Annotated in this window: 13 protein-coding genes and 1 tRNA gene; 10 read left to right on the plus strand and 4 right to left on the minus strand. The window is 64.4% G+C overall.

What is annotated here, in order from left to right; all coding sequences use genetic code 11:
- Window positions 1-10: 10 nt before the first annotated feature.
- The gene (locus IVA93_RS01420; RefSeq protein ID WP_018456580.1) at window positions 11-2,353 is read right to left on the minus strand and encodes a xanthine dehydrogenase family protein molybdopterin-binding subunit; all 2,343 of its coding nucleotides are present in this window, start codon (window positions 2,351-2,353) and stop codon (window positions 11-13) included.
- 84 nt (window positions 2,354-2,437) lie between these two features.
- Window positions 2,438-2,923 (minus strand): (2Fe-2S)-binding protein, encoded by a 486-nt coding sequence (locus tag IVA93_RS01425; RefSeq protein ID WP_026233199.1) that lies wholly within the window; start codon window positions 2,921-2,923, stop codon window positions 2,438-2,440.
- A 356-nt stretch (window positions 2,924-3,279) separates the two neighbouring features.
- On the opposite strand from IVA93_RS01425, the gene IVA93_RS01430 reads away from it, so the two are divergent.
- Together IVA93_RS01430 and IVA93_RS01435 are read left to right on the plus strand one after the other, a co-directional pair.
- Complete coding sequence (locus IVA93_RS01430) at window positions 3,280-5,319, plus strand: methyl-accepting chemotaxis protein (protein ID WP_247338801.1); 2,040 nt, start codon at window positions 3,280-3,282, stop codon at window positions 5,317-5,319.
- Between the two features lie 195 nt (window positions 5,320-5,514).
- Window positions 5,515-7,548 carry a methyl-accepting chemotaxis protein gene (locus tag IVA93_RS01435; protein ID WP_247789633.1) on the plus strand — a complete coding sequence of 678 codons (2,034 nt, stop codon included), beginning with the start codon at window positions 5,515-5,517 and terminating at the stop codon, window positions 7,546-7,548.
- Between the two features lie 177 nt (window positions 7,549-7,725).
- On the opposite strand, the gene IVA93_RS01440 is transcribed toward IVA93_RS01435, so the two are convergent.
- Complete coding sequence (locus IVA93_RS01440; RefSeq protein ID WP_018452857.1) at window positions 7,726-8,064, minus strand: DUF3175 domain-containing protein; 339 nt, start codon at window positions 8,062-8,064, stop codon at window positions 7,726-7,728.
- Window positions 8,065-8,246: 182 nt separating this feature from the next.
- Here IVA93_RS01440 and IVA93_RS01445 point away from each other — a divergent pair, with 182 nt between their 5' ends.
- From IVA93_RS01445 to IVA93_RS01455, 3 genes are all read left to right on the plus strand, one after another.
- Window positions 8,247-9,734, plus strand: coding sequence for an MFS transporter (locus IVA93_RS01445; protein ID WP_026232409.1), 1,488 nt, complete (start codon window positions 8,247-8,249; stop codon window positions 9,732-9,734).
- 3 nt (window positions 9,735-9,737) lie between these two features.
- A complete protein-coding gene (gene otsB / locus IVA93_RS01450; protein WP_018452859.1) occupies window positions 9,738-10,559 on the plus strand; it encodes a trehalose-phosphatase in 822 nt (273 codons plus the stop codon).
- Window positions 10,560-10,797: 238 nt separating this feature from the next.
- Window positions 10,798-12,261, plus strand: a complete 1,464-nt coding sequence (locus IVA93_RS01455; protein WP_018452860.1) for a trehalose-6-phosphate synthase — start codon at window positions 10,798-10,800, stop codon at window positions 12,259-12,261.
- 51 nt (window positions 12,262-12,312) lie between these two features.
- Here the strand turns inward: IVA93_RS01455 and IVA93_RS01460 are convergent, their stop codons facing one another.
- Window positions 12,313-12,654, minus strand: a complete 342-nt coding sequence (locus tag IVA93_RS01460) for a hypothetical protein (protein WP_018452861.1) — start codon at window positions 12,652-12,654, stop codon at window positions 12,313-12,315.
- A gap of 196 nt (window positions 12,655-12,850) precedes the next feature.
- Between IVA93_RS01460 and IVA93_RS01465 the strand changes: the two genes are divergently transcribed.
- The 5 genes from IVA93_RS01465 to IVA93_RS01485 all read left to right on the plus strand — a co-directional run bounded on the left by IVA93_RS01465 (window position 12,851) and on the right by IVA93_RS01485 (window position 18,314).
- Window positions 12,851-12,940, plus strand: a tRNA-Ser gene (locus IVA93_RS01465).
- A 257-nt stretch (window positions 12,941-13,197) separates the two neighbouring features.
- Window positions 13,198-14,772, plus strand: coding sequence for an amidase family protein (locus tag IVA93_RS01470; protein ID WP_018452862.1), 1,575 nt, complete (start codon window positions 13,198-13,200; stop codon window positions 14,770-14,772).
- A gap of 379 nt (window positions 14,773-15,151) precedes the next feature.
- The gene (locus tag IVA93_RS01475) at window positions 15,152-16,453 is read left to right on the plus strand and encodes an O-acetylhomoserine aminocarboxypropyltransferase/cysteine synthase family protein (protein ID WP_085348411.1); all 1,302 of its coding nucleotides are present in this window, start codon (window positions 15,152-15,154) and stop codon (window positions 16,451-16,453) included.
- A 12-nt stretch (window positions 16,454-16,465) separates the two neighbouring features.
- On the plus strand, window positions 16,466-17,467 hold the full coding sequence (gene metA, locus IVA93_RS01480) for a homoserine O-succinyltransferase MetA (RefSeq protein WP_018452864.1): 1,002 nt from the start codon (window positions 16,466-16,468) through the stop codon (window positions 17,465-17,467).
- A gap of 103 nt (window positions 17,468-17,570) precedes the next feature.
- On the plus strand, window positions 17,571-18,314 hold the full coding sequence (locus IVA93_RS01485; RefSeq protein WP_026232410.1) for a polysaccharide deacetylase family protein: 744 nt from the start codon (window positions 17,571-17,573) through the stop codon (window positions 18,312-18,314).
- The last annotated feature ends 53 nt before the right edge of the window (window positions 18,315-18,367 follow it).

The following is an 18,367-nucleotide window of genomic DNA, read 5'->3' on the forward strand; positions in this document are numbered from 1 at the left end:
CGTTCCTCCCTTAAGCCGCGTGGATCGTGCGCCACACCCTGTCCGGGGTTGCGGGCATTTCCAGATTGTTCTTGCCGATCGCATCCGTGATCGCATTGATCACGGCCGCTGACGCCCCGATCGCACCGGCCTCACCGCAACCCTTGATGCCGAGCGGATTGCCCGGGCACAGCGTCGTGGTGTGGGAGAGGTTGAACGAGGGAACGTCGTCGGCGCGCGGCATGGCGTAGTCCATGAACGAGGCCGTGACCGGCTGCCCGTTGGCGTCGTAGATCGCGTGCTCGAGCAACGCTTGTCCGATGCCTTGCACAAGACCGCCATGGACCTGGCCCTCGACGATCATCGGGTTGATCAAACGGCCGAAATCGTCGGCCGCGACGAAGTTGACGAAGGAGGTCTTGCCGGTGCCGGGATCGACCTCGAGCTCGCAGATATATGTGCCGGCCGGGAAGGTGAAGTTGGTCGGATCGTAGAAGGCGCTTTCCTTCAGGCCCGGCTCCATCCCGTCGGGCAGATTGTGCGCGGTATAGGCCGCGAGTGCGACCATCGGGAAGGCGATCGCCTTGTCGGTGCCGGCGACCTTGAACTCGCCGTTCTCGATGACGATGTCGCCTTCCGAGGCTTCCAGCGCATGCGCGGCGATCTTCTTGGCCTTGGATTCCATCTTCTCCATGGCCTTCAGGATCGCGGTGAGGCCGACGGCGGCCGAGCGCGAGCCATAGGTGCCCATGCCGAACTGCACCTTGTCGGTGTCGCCATGGACGATCGAGACCTGACTGATGGGAACGCCGAGGCGTTCGGCTACGAGCTGGCAGAACGTGGTCTCGTGACCCTGGCCGTGGCTGTGTGATCCCGTCAGGACCTCGATGGTGCCGACCGGGTTGACGCGGACTTCGGCGGACTCCCACAGACCGACGCCGGCGCCCAGGCTGCCGACGGCCTTCGACGGCGCGATGCCGCAGGCCTCGATGTAGCAGGACACGCCGATGCCGCGCAGCTTGCCGTCGGCCTTCGCCTTGGCCTTGCGCCCGGCAAAGCCGGCATAGTCGATCGCCTTCATCGCGGCGTCGAGCGAGGCGTTAAAGTCGCCGGTGTCATAAGCCATGATCACCGGCGTCTGGTGCGGGAACTGGGTGATGAAGTTGGTCCGGCGCAGCGCGGCCGGATCGACCTTCAACTGCCGCGCCGCCGTCTCCATCAGACGTTCGATCAGATAGCTCGCCTCGGGGCGGCCGGCGCCGCGATAGGCGTCGACCGGCGTGGTGTTGGTGTAGACCCCGACCACCTCGGCATGGATCGCCGGGATGTTGTACTGGCCCGACAGCAGCGTCGCGTACAGATAGGTCGGCACCGACGACGAGAACAGCGACATGTAGGCGCCGAAATTGGCGTAAGTCTTCACCTTCAACCCGGTGATCTTGTTGTTGGCGTCGAACGCCATCTCGGCATGGGTGACGTGGTCGCGGCCATGCGCATCGGTGAGGAAGGCTTCGGTGCGGTCGCCGGTCCATTTTACGGGGCGGCCGACCTTCTTCGAGGCCCACAGCGCCACCATCTCTTCGGGATAGATGAAGATCTTGGAGCCGAAGCCGCCGCCGACGTCGGGTGCGATCACGCGCAGCTTGTGCTCGGGTGCAATGTTGTAGAACGCCGACAGCACGAGGCGGGCGACGTGCGGATTCTGCGACGTCGTGTAGAGCGTGAAATGCTCTTCCGCCGAATCGTAATCGGCAATTGCCGCGCGCGGCTCCATCGCGTTCGGCGCGAGACGGTTGTTGGTGACGTCGAGCTTCACCACGTTGGCGGCCTTGGCGAAGGCCGCATCGGTGGCGCCTTCGTCGCCGATCACCCAGTCATAAACCTGGTTGCCTGGAGCTTCGGGATGTAGCTGCGGCGCGCCGGACTTGATCGCGGCGTGGACGTCGGCGACCGCGGGCAGCTCTTCGTAGTTCACGACCACGGCTTCGGCCGCGTCGCGTGCGAGATTCTTGGTCTCGGCGATCACGACTGCGACGGCCTGACCGACGAAGCGCACCGTCTCCGGCGCCATTGCCGGCCATGCGCCCATCTTCATCGGGCTGCCGTCCTTGGAGGTGATGGCCCAGCCGCAGATCAGGTTGCCGACCTTGTCGTCGACGATTTGCTGACCGGTCAGCACAGCGACCACGCCCGGCATCTTCAGCGCCTCGGCGGGATCGATCCCCTTCACCTTGGCATGCGCGTGCGGGCTGCGGATGAAATGGGCATGGGTCATGCCCTGCAATTTGATGTCGTCGACGTAGCGGCCCTTGCCGGTAATGAAACGCTTGTCTTCCTTGCGCACGACGCTCGCGCCAATGCCTTCAACGCCCATGTCTGGTCCTCCCGACCGGAATTTGTCTTGACCGCGCTTTCCCTCGAAAGCGGCGGCGATCGTTCTTGTTTCGAGGCGGGCCGCTTACTCGGCCGCCTGCGAGACCTTCATGCGGCCTGCCGCATCCAGCACGGCTTTGACGATGTTGTGGTACCCAGTGCAGCGACAGATATTGCCTTCGAGCTCGTGGCGGACGGTGGCCTCGTCGAGCTGGCCACCATAGCGGTGCACGATGTCGATCGCCGACATGATCATGCCCGGCGTGCAATAGCCGCACTGCAGGCCGTGATTGTCGCGGAAGGCCGCCTGCATCGGGTGCAGCTCGTCGCCCTTGGCGATGCCTTCGATCGTGGTGATGCTGGCGCCGTCGGCCTGTCCTGCCAGCATGGTGCAGGATTTGATCGCCTTGCCGTCCATATGGACGACGCAGGCGCCGCACTGGCTGGTGTCGCAGCCGACATGGGTTCCGGTGAGGTTGAGGTGGTCGCGCAGCAGCTGAACCAGCAGCGTGCGGTCCTCGACGTCGACAGCAACGGCCTTGCCGTTCACCGTCAGTTTGACTGTAGACACGGTTGAAGTCCTCCCGGGATCGATTTTGATTGTTTCTAATTAGAGACAGCGACCCGGAACTTTGCAACTACGATTTTGGCCGCCCGCGTCATGGAAAAGTCATTGATCCAGAATGCCCAACATTGGTTTGGGGGGCGAGTCGGCCGGATCGGGTTGCGGCTCCGGGGCGCCAGCTGGGATGCCAGCCTCTATATCCCTATCCGGCTCGCCTTTGCAGTCCGCCTTGGCCGATAGAGCCGGAAGCTCTGCGGACGCACCGAATTTACCGCCCCTTATCGATTCTGCCTTAGTTTTGCGCAGCCAGGTCAGGGGGCGGGGCGCCACCGGATCTCGGCTGAATGAAAATGGGGGTGGGAATGTCCGGGCGTATCGCGTCGTCGTCGAAGCGCACAATAATGCCGACCCTCAGGTTCCGCGCCAAGATCATTCTGGGCTTTGCCGCGGTGCTGGTGATCTCCGCCGGCAGCATGGCCTTCTCCTATTTTGGCTTCGAGCGGGTCTCGTCCGGGGTCGGGTCCTACCGCACCAGTGTCACCGAGGCCGATCTCGCCCGTAACATCGACCGGGAGCTGCTCGCCTATCGCTCGGCCGTCAGATATTTCGTCGTCACCGGCAAGGAGGACGACGCCAAGACGGCGCTGGACGCGGAGACCGGCCTGAAGAGCGCCATCGACCAGGCGGTCAAGAGCGCCAAGAAGCCGGCGCGGCAGGAAAGTCTGGACAAGCTCGCCAAGGAGTTTTCCAACTTCTCCGCGACCTTCGCGAAAGTCCTCCAGGCCAAGCGTGACAGCGCGCTGCTGGTGCAGAACCAGCTCATGCGCAACGCCAACCTCCTGAAATACAAGCTCGACGACATCGGCAACAATGCCTCCGATTCCGAGGCGCAGGCGATCGAGTTCGGGACCAAGCAGGTCAACGCCCAATTCCAGACCGCGAGCGGGGCGGCGACCAATTTCGTGCTGACGTCCGACCAGGCGATCGCGACCAGCGCGCTGGCGCGGTTGAAATTCGTCGAGAACTCGCTCAACGCGGTCTATTCCATGGACGACAAGATCGTCGCCGGCCTGAAGGACGCCAAGGGATTGCTCGGTGCCTATCGGGAATCGCTGGAGAAACTGATCGCCAACGCCAAGATGATCGACGAGCTCGTCACCGAGATGAGCGGCTCGGCCAGCGCGATCCTTCAGGGTGCCACCACCATGAAGGCGGACCTCGTTGCCGAGCAGCAGCGGTTGGAGTCCGAATCGGAAGCGACCATCGGGAAGACCGAGCAACTGGTGCTGATGCTGGCCGTCGGCGGTACGCTGCTCGGCGCGGTCCTCGCTTTCCTGCTCGGCACCGGCATTTCGCGTCCGATGATCGCGATGTGCAAGGCGATGCGCGAGCTTGCCGCGGGCAATTTCGACGTCGTGCTGCCGGGCCTCGGCCGCAGGGACGAGATCGGCGAGATGGCCGGCGCGGTCGAAGAATTCAAGGTGCAGGCCGTGGCCAAGGCCGAGCGCGATGCCGCCGCCAACGAACTTCAGAACAGGGAGCAGGCCGCAAGCCGTCGTTCCGAGCTGATTCGTTTCGCCGATGATTTCGAGAGCGCGGTTGGTGCCATCGTCTCCAACGTCTCGGCTTCCGCCGTGCAGCTGGAATCGGCGGCCTCGACGCTGACCCGCACCGCCGAGACCACGCAGAGCCTGTCGAGCCAGGTCGCCGACGTCTCCGAGCAGGCCTCCAGCAACATGCAGTCGGTCGCGACCGCGACCGAAGAGCTCTCGGCCTCGGTCGAGGAGATCGGCCGTCAGGTCCGCGATTCCAGCCGCATTGCCGAAGCTGCCGTGGTGCAGGCAAAGGAGACCGATAATCGCATCGGCAAGCTCTCGCATGCCGCCCAGCAGATCGGCGAAGTCGTCAAGCTCATCACGGCGATCGCCGAGCAGACCAATCTTCTGGCGCTGAACGCGACCATCGAGGCGGCACGCGCCGGCGAAGCCGGCCGCGGCTTTGCAGTGGTCGCCAGCGAAGTGAAGTCGCTCGCGAGCCAGACCGCGAAGGCCACCGACGAGATCTCCTCGCACATCACGGGCATGCAAGGCGCCACGGCCGAGTCGGTTGCGGCGATCAAGGAGATCGGCGCCACCATCGGCCAGATCTCGTCGATCTCGACCTCGATTGCGAGCGCGGTGGAGCAGCAAGGCGCCGCGACGCAGGAAATCGCGCGCAGCGTCCAGACCGTCGCACAGGGCACTCAGACCGCCGCCACCGACATCGGCCAGGTCAACCGCGGCGCCGCCGAAACCGGCTCGGCCTCGGAAGAGGTGCTGCATTCGGCCAAGACGCTGTCGTCCGAAAGCACCCGTCTGCGCGCCGAGCTCGACCGCTTCATGGGGAATATCCGGGCGGCGTAAGCGCTCAGCCGTCCCGGCCCCCCGTGCGCGATTGCGCACGAGGCCAGGACGACGAGACCCTGCGTCACGTAACCGCCGGTTGCGGCGCCACAAATTTACCGCAGCTTATCCTTTGCCATTTACCGTGCTCACGCGTCAGGAAGCGGGCTGCTTCCGGGCTGCGCCTGGTTTTCCGCGAATGGAATGGGGTGGGGAATGCCCGTCAAGTCGAAGCCGACCAGATCGAAGCTGCTCACCTTGCGTTTTCGCGCAAAAATCATCCTCGGCTTCGTGGCGGTGCTCGCCATCCTCGCCGTCAGCATGGCTTTCGCGTATTTCGGCTTCGAGCGGATTCAGGCCGCCGTGGCCTCCTACCGCTCCAGCGTCGCCGAAGCGGACCTTGCGCGGACGGTCGATCGCGAGCTGATCGCTTACCAGGGCTTGGCGCGGGCCTACACGCTGACCGGCGCGGCGGATGATGAGACCGCAGCCAAAGCAGCTGAAGAGAATTTGAGGGCCGCGATCGCCAAGTCGGCGGCGGCCACCACGGGCGCAGCCCGCCGCGAGCAGGTCGGCAGGCTCGAGGCCGACTTCAAGAGCTTCACCAAGGTGTTCGGCGAGATCATCACGTTGACGCGCGAGAACGGCAAGATCGCGACCGAGGAGCTCAACAGCGTCGGCAACAAGATCCGGTTCAAGTTCGACGATCTTGCCGATACCGCGGCATTGGCGGGCCTGAACTCGGTTCAGGGTACGGCCAAGGATATCACATCGCAATATCTGGCGGTCTCCACCTCGGTCAGCGCCTTCGTCGCCAAGCCGGAGCCGAAGACCGCCGACGGCGTGACCGCCCGCATCAAATTCCTGGAGACCCTGCTGGTCTCGATCTATGCCAACGACCAGAAGATCACCGACCGCGTCACCGAGATCAGCAATCTCCTCAAGCAGTACCGCGCCTCTTTTTCAAAGCTCACCGAGAACGTGAAGGTCATCGTCAAGCTGAACGGCGAGATGACCAAGACAGCCGCGTCCATTCTCAAGCTCTCGGGTGAGCTGCGATCGGAGCTGACGGCGGATCAGCAGCGCATCGAGGTCAACGCCAATGCCACCATCGGCGAGACCGAGCGGCTGATGCTGATGATGGCGCTGGGCGGCCTTGCCGTCGGCGCTGCGCTCGCCCTGATGCTGGGCAATGGCATTTCGCGTCCGATGATCGCGATGTGCAAGGCGATGCGCGAGCTTGCCGCGGGCAATTTCGACGTCGTGCTGCCGGGCCTCGGCCGCAGGGACGAGATCGGCGAGATGGCCGGCGCGGTCGAAGAATTCAAGGTGCAGGCCGTGGCCAAGGCCGAGCGCGATGCCGCCGCCAACGAACTTCAGAACAGGGAGCAGGCCGCAAGCCGTCGTTCCGAGCTGATTCGTTTCGCCGATGATTTCGAGAGCGCGGTTGGTGCCATCGTCTCCCACGTCTCGGCTTCCGCCGTGCAGCTGGAATCGGCGGCCTCGACGCTGACCCGCACCGCCGAGACCACGCAGAGCCTGTCGAGCCAGGTCGCCGACGTCTCCGAGCAGGCCTCCAGCAACATGCAGTCGGTCGCGACCGCGACCGAAGAGCTCTCGGCCTCGGTCGAGGAGATCGGCCGTCAGGTCCGCGATTCCAGCCGCATTGCCGAAGCTGCCGTGGTGCAGGCAAAGGAGACCGATAATCGCATCGGCAAGCTCTCGCATGCCGCCCAGCAGATCGGCGAAGTCGTCAAGCTCATCACGGCGATCGCCGAGCAGACCAATCTTCTGGCGCTGAACGCGACCATCGAGGCGGCACGCGCCGGCGAAGCCGGCCGCGGCTTTGCAGTGGTCGCCAGCGAAGTGAAGTCGCTCGCGAGCCAGACCGCGAAGGCCACCGACGAGATCTCCTCGCACATCACGGGCATGCAAGGCGCCACGGCCGAGTCGGTTGCGGCGATCAAGGAGATCGGCGCCACCATCGGCCAGATCTCGTCGATCTCGACCTCGATTGCGAGCGCGGTGGAGCAGCAAGGCGCCGCGACGCAGGAAATCGCGCGCAGCGTCCAGACCGTCGCGCAGGGCACCCAGACCGCGGCCACCGACATCGGCCAGGTCAACCGCGGCGCCGCCGAAACCGGCTCGGCCTCGGAAGAGGTGCTGCATTCGGCCAAGACGCTGTCGTCCGAAAGCACCCGCCTGCGCGCCGAGCTCGACCGCTTCATGGGGAATATCCGGGCGGCGTAGCGCTCGACCTTCGCGCCACGCCTCCGCCGTCGTCCTGGACAAGCGCAGCGCCGATCCAGGACCCATTACCCAAGGCGGAGTTGCCGGGCGAACTGCCAACTCCGAGTCATCGCCAAACCGCTCCCTGGGGTAATAGGTCCTGGATCGGCGCTGCGCTTGTCCAGGACGACCTGGCGCTCACTCCCTCCCGAACGCCCGCTTCAGCTCCACCTTTGCCCGCTCCAGCCGCGTGCGCTGCGTCTGCGGCAGCGTCTTGCCGGCGCGGTTGATGTAGAACGTCAGCATCGACAGCGCCGAGCGGTAGGCGCCGGTCTTGCGACGCGCGCTGTGCTCGGCCGAGCGCTTCAACGAAGCCGCGATCTCCTTCGCACTGGTCAGCTTGAACACGCCTTGTTTGAGGTCGAGCGCGTCGCTCTCTTTCGTCACGCGCTGTGACCAGCGCTTCGGTGCGGCGCGTCTGGTGCTCTTGCGCGCCGATGTTTTGCGAGAATGTGTCGTCTTTCTGGCATGAGCCATGCGTCAACTCCTTGCGGCTCCACCGAAAACCAGCGCCGTCAGCGGTCGTTCCTGCTGGAACCCGCCCCTGCCGCAGACGTTGTCGCAGGTGGCAGGCGGAATGCCGCACCCCCTTGATCGGATCGCCCCCATCCACGCCATGTGAACCGGGGCCATGTCCATTGGTCAGATGCAACAACGCGATGGAATTGCAGCGAAGCCCAGCGCCGAACGACGGACCTGTGGTCTCCACGGTGGCCGCGGCCGATCGCATCATCGAAACCAGCATTCCTGCACGGCTTGACGCGCTGCCGTGGAGCGGATTTCACACCCGCGTCGTGCTTGCGCTCGGCATCACCTGGATTCTGGATGGCCTCGAGGTGACCTTGGCCGGCGCGCTCTCCGGCGCGCTGAAGCAAAGCCCCTCCCTGCATTTCTCCAATCTCGATCTCGGCATTGCCAATTCCGCCTATCTCGCGGGCGCGGTGCTCGGCGCGCTCGGCTTCGGCTGGCTGACCGATCGCATCGGTCGCAAGAAGCTGTTCTTCATCACGCTCGCGCTCTATCTCTCGGCGACGGCCGCGACCGCTCTGTCATGGAATGTCGCGAGCTACGCGCTGTTTCGCTTCCTCACCGGCGCCGGCATCGGCGGCGAATATACTGCGATCAATTCGACCATCCAGGAACTGGTGCCGGCGCGCTATCGCGGCTGGACCGATCTCGTCATCAACGGCAGCTTCTGGATCGGTGCCGCCATGGGCGCCGTGGCGGCCATCGTGCTGCTCGATCCCGCGGTGATCGGCCCCGATCTCGGCTGGCGCCTCGCTTATCTCATCGGCGCGGCCATCGGCCTCGTCGTGCTCTTGATGCGGATGTGGATTCCGGAGAGTCCGCGCTGGCTGATGATCCACGGCCGTCCCGACCAGGCCCACGCGATCGTCGACGAGGTCGAGCGCTCGGTGCTCGGACACGGCCAGGAGACGAGCCACGCGCGTTTCGCCAGGATCCGCCTGAAAATGCGGACTCACACGCCGATCCGCGAGGTGGTGCACACGCTGTTCTCGGTCTATCGCCAGCGCGCGATGGTCGGCCTCGTGCTGATGATCGCGCAGGCCTTCTTCTACAACGCCATCTTCTTCACCTTTGCGCTGGTGTTGACCGATTTTTACGGGATCAGCGCCGATCATGTCGGCTGGTATCTGCTTCCCTTCGCCGCCGGCAATTTCCTTGGTCCGCTGCTGCTCGGCCGCCTGTTCGATACGCTCGGCCGCCGGACCATGATCATGTTCACCTACGGCGCGTCGGGCGTGTTGCTGGCGCTGTCGGGTTATCTGTTCTCGATCGGCGCCTTGAGCGCGCAAGGGCAGACCATCGCCTGGATGGTGATCTTCTTCTTTGCCTCGCCCGCCGCGAGCGCCGCCTATCTCACCGTCAGCGAGACTTTTCCCTTGGAAGTCCGCGCGCTCGCGATCGCGGTGTTCTATGCGGTGGGCACCGGCATCGGCGGCGTGATCGGCCCCGCATTGTTCGGGGCGCTGATCGACACGGGATCACGCACGAGCGTGTTCGCAGGCTATTTGCTGGGGGCGTTCCTGATGATCGCGGCCGCGATCGTGGCGTGGCGCTATGCCATCTCGGCGGAACGCAGATCGCTCGAAGAAATCGCGCGGCCGCTTGCGTCCATGGAGTAGACTATGAAATCGGAACTGGCTGAATTGGATCTAAAGCGCACCATGGTCGACGATGAAGCGCCCGATGCGGTGCCGGTGCCCCACGCACTCGTGCCGCATCTCAATGAAACAGCGATCCTGCTCGACATCGACGGGACACTGCTCGACCTGATGCCGACGCCGCGTGAGGTGTGGGTGCCGCCAGGCCTGTCGGAAACGCTGAACCGGCTGACGGAGCGCACGTCGGGCGCGCTGGCGATGGTCAGCGGGCGTTCGCTCAACGACATCGACCTGATCTTCGCGCCCGATGTCTTTCGCGCCGTCGCCGGCCACGGCGCCGAGATGCGGCTTTCCATTGACAACGAAGCCGATGCCGTCAGCGCGCCGCCGCTGGATAAGGAGCTGAAGCGGCGGCTCGCGGCGGTGGCCAAGCTCAGTCCCGGCATTCTGCTCGAAGACAAGGGCTATTCGCTGGCGCTGCACTACCGCCTTGCGCCGCATGCGGAGAAAGCGATCTACGAAGCCGTTTCGCTGATCCGCGCCGACCTGCCCAATGCGCCGATCGAGGTGCTGCCCGGAAAGTTCGTTTGCGAGATCAAGCATTCCGGTTTTACCAAGGCGACCGGCGTGCGCGAGTTGATGAAGCACGAGCCTTTCAAGGGGCGCCGTCCGATCTTCATCGGTGATGACGTCACCGACGAAACCGTGTTCGCGATCATGCCCGACATGAATGGGCTCGCCTTTTCGGTTGGTCGCCGCGCTATGGGGGTCAACGGGCACTTCGACGCCCCGAACGATGTGCGCACGTTCCTTGCGCGGCTGCTCGACGACTCAAGGTTGGAATAAGGCACCGACATCTCGGAGCCACATATCGCGTGCGTAATTCCTCCAGCGCGTCGCTTCATGCTGCGCGCGCCACGGTTCCAAATCCGGCTTTGTGTAGCGAAATCGTCAGGTTGCCTGGAGGTAAACCGGTTCCAACGCGCACGCCCGATTTTGGTTTCAATTGGTGCAAAGGATGATCAGGAACCATATTGATGAACGGCAGTTAAATGGGGTGGAATGAAACAGGAGGGGACGACCTGTGAACTTAGTCGTCGTTTCGAATCGCGTCGCGCGCGGCAAGCCCAATGAGCCCATGACGGGCGGTCTCGCGGCGGCCTTGCTACCCGTTGTGGAACATTCGGGCGCGATCTGGGTGGGTTCCTCGGGCCGTGTGCGTGACGGTCATCAGAAGGAGCCGTTTGCCGAGATCGAAGCACTGGGTTCGGGCGCGATTGCGACGCTGGACCTGCCGGCGGCGCACTATGGCGGCTATTACGAGGGCTTTGCCAATTCGGCGCTGTGGCCGGCGCTGCACTCGCGCAGCGATCTGATCCGCGTCTCGCGCGACGACTATGTCAGCTATCGCGAGGTCAACGCCTTCATGGCGCGCGCCTTGATGCGCTTCCGGAAAGCGCAAACCGCGTTCTGGGTGCAGGATTATCATTTCCTCGCGCTCGGTGCGGAGCTGCGGGATCTCGGCGTCGACGATCCGATCGGCTTCTTCCTCCATACGCCATGGCCTGTCGCCGCGGTGATGCAGGGCGTGCCCAATCATCGTGAGCTGATCACGGCGATGCTGGCCTACGACCTGATCGGCTTCCAGACCAATGACGATTGCCAGAATTTTCTCAGCTATGTCGCGGGCGAACTCGGCCTCGCCGTCGAAGACGGCGTTGCGATCTCGCAGCATGGCCGAACACGCTGCGAGGTGTTTCCGATCGGCATCGACGCCGAGAAGTTCGCGCAATACGCGGCGAAGTCGGCGTCGCATCCGGACGTGTCGCGGCTGCGCCGCAGTCTCAACGGCGAGCGGCTCGCGATCGGCGTCGACCGGCTTGACTATTCCAAGGGCCTCGTCAACCGCATCAGCGCGTTCGATCGGCTCTGGACCGAGCATCCGCACTTTGCGCGCAGCATTTCGCTGCTACAGATCGCAAATCCCTCGCGCGGTGCCATCGAAGCCTATGGCAATTTGCAGAACGAGGTCGCGCGGCTCGTGTCCGACGTCAACGGCCGCCACGGCGAGGCCGACTGGACACCGATCCGCTATCTCAACAAGGGCTTTAGCCAGGCCGTGCTCGCGGGCCTCTATCGCACCGCGCAGATCGGCGTGGTGACCCCGCTGCACGACGGCATGAACCTTGTCGCCAAGGAATACGTCGCTGCGCAAAATCCGGCTGATCCCGGCGTGCTGGTGCTGTCGAAATTCGCCGGCGCGGCCAACGAGCTCGACGCCGCGCTGCTGGTCAATCCGCATGACATCGACGGCATGGCGCGCGCGATCGCGGTCGCGGCGGCGATGCCGCTCACCGAGCGCAAGATGCGCTGGGATGCGATGATGAAGAAGCTGCGCGGCCACACCATCCAGCAATGGTCGGCGGATTTCGTCGCTGAACTGGAGAAGTGCCGGACGGAGAAGGCTGCAGTCGCGCCGCTCGCCAACCAGCCGCCGCAAGCGCTGCGCTGGCTCAAGTCGGCGATCTCAGGCGTGCGGTTGATCTAGTCTTCTTCTCCCCCGTTCTTTACAGCGAGGGCAGGGGCGAAGACGACAGCCTCAATAGCAGTACGACACGCCCTCCAGAATCGCACACTGCCGCTTGTTCGGCGCGTTCGGATCGTCGAGCGGCACCATGCCCTTGCCCTGGCCGACGAACACGCCGGGCCCGACATGCACTGAGCTCTTGTGGCCGATGATGACGCTTTGATGCGGCGTCGCGCTCGAGCGCGTGCCGTCCGGCCAGAGGATGGCATCGCCCGAAAGCATCCCGCGCCGTCCGTCGTCACAGCTGACATCAACCCCGTGCCGGGTGCAGACCTGGGCGGCGGCCGGTCCGGCGAAGGCAGCGGCAAGGGCCCAAATCAGGCTCAGCGCGGCAATGGTGTTGCGGATGGTCATGGTGCCCCCGGACGTGTTTGACGGTCTTGAGTGAATCGTCGCGCCAAACCCGCCGCCGGTTCAGCGGGCGGCCGGTTCCAAGCGTCGCCGTGGCGCCTGATATTGTCTATAAAGTACAATATCTTACGGAAAAATCATCCGATTTCCCCGCGATCCCTTGCAAAATCACCGGCGCCCCTTCAAGAGAGTGCGCTCCGGAGAGATGGCCGAGTGGCTTAAGGCGCACGCTTGGAAAGCGTGTGTGCGGGAAACCGTACCGTGGGTTCGAATCCCACTCTCTCCGCCATCAGCCCCGTGTCCGCTCCAATTGCCGCTGTCCAAATGGCGGCGTCAAAACCCGGTCGCGATGCGGCAACCTGGCCGCAGTTTATTCCATCATTCAACCAGTACATGCGTCGTGGGAAAAGCCCCAAAGGTGCATGAGCGTCTCTCGCGCGCCTTCGGCCGCCACAACGCGTCGTGAAGTCGCGCCATGCAGAAACGCGCCTGTACACGGTGGCGTGACCTCCATAACTTCCGCGGCGCAATGTGAGGAGATGCGACGTGGCGAAGAAGACGGCGACCAGGAAGAAATCTGCTGCGAAGAAAGCAGCGAAGACCTCCAGCAAGACAAGCGCCGTTCGCAAGGGCAAGGTCGCGAAGGCTGCAACCAAGCCGGTCAAGCAGGCAGCTCCGCGCAAATCATCGGCACCACGCCGCCCAAAAGGCCCGGCCTGGCAATGGTCGGCGGTCGAGACCGCAGCCGCCATCCGCTCCAGCGCCATCTCGGCGGTCGAGACCGTCGAGGCGCATCTCGAGCGGATGCGGGCCGTCAATCCGCGACTGAACGCGGTTGTCGTCGATCTCTCTGAGGAGGCGCTGGCCGCGGCGCATGCGGCCGACAAGCGGCGCGCGAAGGGCGGCGAGCTCGGCCTTCTGCACGGCGTACCGATCACGATCAAGGAGAACGTCGACTACGAGGGCCGTCCGAACTTCAATGGCGTCCCCGCCAACAAGGACCTCATCGCGCCGTCGGATTCGCCGGTGGTGCGCAACCTGAAGAAGGCTGGCGCGATCATCATCGGCCTCACCAACACGCCGGAATTCTCCTTCCGCGGCTTCACCGACAATCCCCTGCACGGGCTGACGCTCAATCCCTGGGATCCCAATATCACCTGCGGCGGCTCCTCGGGCGGTGCGGGTTCGGCGGTCGCCGCCGGCATAGGCACCATCGCGCACGGCAACGACATCGGCGGCTCGCTGCGCTGGCCGGCGCATTGCAACGGCGTTGCGACCATCAAGCCGACGCAGGGACGTATTCCGGCCTTCAACGCAAGCGCAACCGCCGAGCGGCCGATGCTGGCGCATCTGATGTCGGCGCAGGGGCCGCTCGCCCGCCACGTCGCCGACGTCAGGCTCGCGCTGGAGGTGATGAGCCAGCGCGATCCGCGCGATCCCTGGTGGGTACCGGCGCCGCTGGTCGGGCCGAAGCCGAAGGGGCCGATCAAGGTCGCGCTCGCCAGGATTCCTGAAGACATGGACGTCGATCCGCACGTCGCGGCGGCGTTGCGTCAGGCCGCCGATCACCTGGAGCGTTCCGGCTATCGCGTCAGCGAGGTCGATGTGCCCGACATCGACGGCGTCTGGCAGACCTGGTGCGACATCATCACCAACGAGACGATGGTGATGCAGGAGGCCGGCATGCTGAAGGTGACGTCGGAAGACTTCCACAAGGCGTGGGGCGGCATGAAAGCCAAGGCCAACGTGCTCGACCTCAAGGCCTGGATGCAGGCGACCGCCGCGCGCAACGGCCACATTCGCGCCTGGCAATTGTTCTTCGAGGAGTATCCGGTGGTGCTGGCACCGACCACGGTGAAGCCGACGCCTAGCCCGCGCGAGGACACTGTCAGCCCCCAGCGCGTGCGCGAGATTTTCTGGGGCGAGATCCGCTTCATCTCCGCGATCAACGTGCTGGGCCTGCCGGGCGCCGTGGTGCCGGTGACGCTGCACGATGGCCAGCCGATCGGCGTGCAGCTCATTGCCGGGCGCTATCGCGAGGATCTCGCGCTCGATGCAGCGGCCGCGATCGAGAAGCGCGCCGGCGTGCTCGCCCATCGGCTGTGGGAACAGATGGACTGATAGGGCAGCGAAGTTGTTTCCCTCTCCCCTTGTGGGAGAGGGTGGCTCGCCGCGCAGCGGCGAGACGGGTGAGGGGTCTCTCTCCGCTAACGCAAGCTTGGCCGTATGGATAGAGACCCCTCATCCGGCGCTTCGCGCCACCTTCTCCCACAAGGGGAGAAGGGAGTGCAGCGTGTTCGCTGCCGCCAACCGCAAAACTTCATTAATCCAATTTGACTTGAATTTTAGCCAATTCCCCAACAACCGTTAGGGTTACTTCCTCGATCTCTAGACGAATTATTGTCCGCTTTACCACCCGCCTCTAACAGAGGGACGGCGGACAACGCACATGCCTCATACAGGCCAATAAGTGCGGCCCGCTCCACGCGGAGGTGGCACGATGCGCAACGAGACGATCGCTATTCACGCCGGCTACGAGCCCGAAGCCACCACGCACGCGGTTGCCGTGCCGATCTACCAGACCGCGGCCTACGCCTTCGACAGCGCCGATCACGGCGCGGCGCTCTTCAATCTCGAGACCGAAGGCTATCGCTACAGCCGCATCGCCAATCCGACCAGCGCGGTGCTGGAAAAGCGTATCGCGGAGCTCGAGGGCGGCGTCGGCGCGCTTGCGGTCGCGACCGGGCAGGCCGCGCTGCATTTCGCCTTCGTCAACGTCGCCGATCACGGCGGCAACATCGTTTCCGTGCCGCAGCTCTATGGCACCACGCATACGCTGCTCTCGCACATCCTGCCGCGGCAGGGCATCACCGGCCGCTTCGCCGAGAGCGACAAGCCCGAGGCAATCGAAAGGCTGATCGACGAGAACACCCGCGCCGTGTTCGCCGAAACCATCGGCAATCCCGCCGGCAATGTCTGCGACATCGAAGCACTGGCGAAGGTCGCCCACGCCCACGGCGTGCCGCTGATCGTCGACAATACCGTTGCAACGCCCATCCTGCTCAAGCCGTTCGATTACGGCGCCGACATCGCCGTGCATTCGCTGACCAAGTTTCTGGGCGGTCACGGCACCACGCTCGGCGGCGCCATCGTCGACTCCGGAAATTTCCCCTGGGCCAAGCACGCCGACCGCTTCCCCGGTTACAACAAGCCGGATGCCTCCTATCACGGCCTCGTCTATGCCGAGCGCTTCGGCCGCACAGCCTATATCGAGCGCGCGCGCAGCATCTATCAGCGCACCATGGGTTCGGTGCTGTCGCCGTTCAACGCCTTCCTGCTGCTCCAGGGCATCGAAACCGTCGCGCTGCGCATGGAGCGCCACTGCGAAAACGCCCGCAAGGTCGCCGAATTCCTGCGCAAGGATCCGCGCGTGGCCTGGGTCAACTACACCGGCTTCCCGGACAGTCCCTATTATCCGCTGGTGCAGAAATATCTCGACGGCAACGCCTCGTCGCTGTTCACCTTCGGCATCAAGGGCGGCATGGAAGCCGGCAAGTCCTTCTACGATGCGCTGAAGCTGATCACGCGCCTCGTCAATATCGGCGATGCCAAGTCGCTGGCCTGCCATCCGGCCTCGACCACGCACCGGCAGATGTCGGCGGAGCAGCAGCGGGTCGCCGGCGTTTTGCCGGAAACGATCCGCTTGTCGATCGGCATCGAGCATTGCCAGGACATCATCGAGGACCTCGATCAGGCACTGGAAAAGGCCTGCCCGTCCGCGCGCCTCCAGGCCGCGGAGTAGGCGGCTGCGCCGATGACGATCCTGATCGACAGGGATCAAGCTATATCGAGCCCGGCGCTGGTGCCGGGAGCGGGCGATCTGGCGCGCGAGCCCGGCGGCACCGAGCTCACGATCGGGTTGATCAACAACATGCCGGATCCGGCGCTGAAGGCGACCGAGCGGCAATTCATGAAGCTGCTGCAAGCCGCAGCAGGTCCGCGCCGCATCCGCTTTCACTGCTTCTCGCTGCCTTCGGTGAAGCGCTCGCCGGAAGCGAGATGGCATGTCGAGAGCGAATACTCGGAACTCACCGAGCTCAGACGCCACAGGTTCGACGGCCTGATCGTGACCGGCGCCGAGCCGATCGCGCCTGAGCTCGACCAGGAACCGTATTGGCGCGATCTCACCGAGCTGATCGACTGGGCCAAGGTCAACACGCGCTCGACGATCTGGTCGTGCCTCGCTGCGCATGCCGCGGTGCTGCATCTCGACCGCATCGAACGGCGGCCGCTGCCGGCCAAATGTCACGGCATTTTCGACTGCGAAGCCGTGACCAGGGATCCGCTGACGCGGGCCGCGCCCGCTCCCCTCAAGGTCTCGCATTCGCGTCTCAACGAGATCGCCGAGAGCGACCTCGTTGAGGCCGGCTACCAGGTGCTGACGCGTTCGGCAAAGGCCGGCGTCGATACCTTCGTCCGCCAATATGCCAGCCGATTCGTGTTCTTCCAGGGCCATCCGGAATATGACGCGCTGTCGCTTCAGCGTGAATATCTGCGCGACATCGGCCGTTATCTCGCGCGTGAGCGCGACAATTATCCGCATCTGCCCGTGAGCTATTTTGACGCTTCGACCGAAGAGAAGCTGGTCCGCTTCGAGAAACAGGCAAGGCACCAGCGCCACCCCGCGCTCAGCAACGAGCTGCCCGCGCTGAATTTGCGTGCCGATATTGCCGCGGGCAGCGCCGCGGCGGCATTGTTCCGGAACTGGCTGCAATATCTCGGCGCGGGGACCGACGCGTCGGTGCTTGCACGTTAGGTCGGGACGACGGCATCGACGTTAGGACTAACGAAGTGTGTAGCTTGCCTCGAGCGGCGCACGAATGCTTCAGTGACGGCGGGGCAGACAGGAAATGCGAGTCGTGTGGTCGGCACTCCAGGGACGCGTGAGCAATCGGCTGGCCCGGCACTTTCGTGCCGCGCCGCACCGTCTGCCCGCGCATGCGCCCATGGTGAGCTTCACCTTCGACGATGCCCCCGATAGCGCCGCAGGCGAGGGCGCCGAGCTTCTGGAGCAGCATGGCGGCCGCGGTACCTTCTATCTCGCGGGCAGCCTGGTCGATCGTCCCTCGGACCATTGGCACGGCCTGTCGAACGACGCGATCGTGCGGCTTCACCGGGCGGGGCACGAGATTGCGTGCCACACCTTCTCGCACCAGAGTGCGGTCAATCTCGACGAGACCGCCATGGCCCGCGAGATCGAGCGAAACCGCAGCCATTTTCGCGGCATCGATTCCTCGATCACGCTCGAAAATTTTGCTTACCCCTATGGCATCGCGTCGGTGTGGCGCAAGCCGCAGCTCGCCAAGACCTTCCGCTCGGCGCGCGGCATCCTTCCCGGCGTCAATCGCGACGTCATCGATCTCCAGTTCCTGCGGGCCTCGCCCCTGGTCGATCGCGAGATCAATACGACGGGTGTCGATGGCTATTTCGACGAGGCGGTCGAGAGCGGCGGATGGCTGATCTTCTACGGTCATGACGTCGCCAACGCGCCGAGCCCGTATGGCTGCACGCCGGACCTGATGCGCCATGCGCTGCAGGCCGCCGCGAGGCGCGACATGCCGATCGTGACGGTCGCGGAAGCGCTGCGGAGGATCGGGGCGTAAGAAAGTTTTCTTCCCACGAAGGGTGGAAGGCGGCGTCCTGCGGAGCAAACAGC

This window comes from Bradyrhizobium sp. 155 (genome assembly GCF_023101105.1).
Taxonomy (GTDB): domain Bacteria; phylum Pseudomonadota; class Alphaproteobacteria; order Rhizobiales; family Xanthobacteraceae; genus Bradyrhizobium; species Bradyrhizobium canariense_D.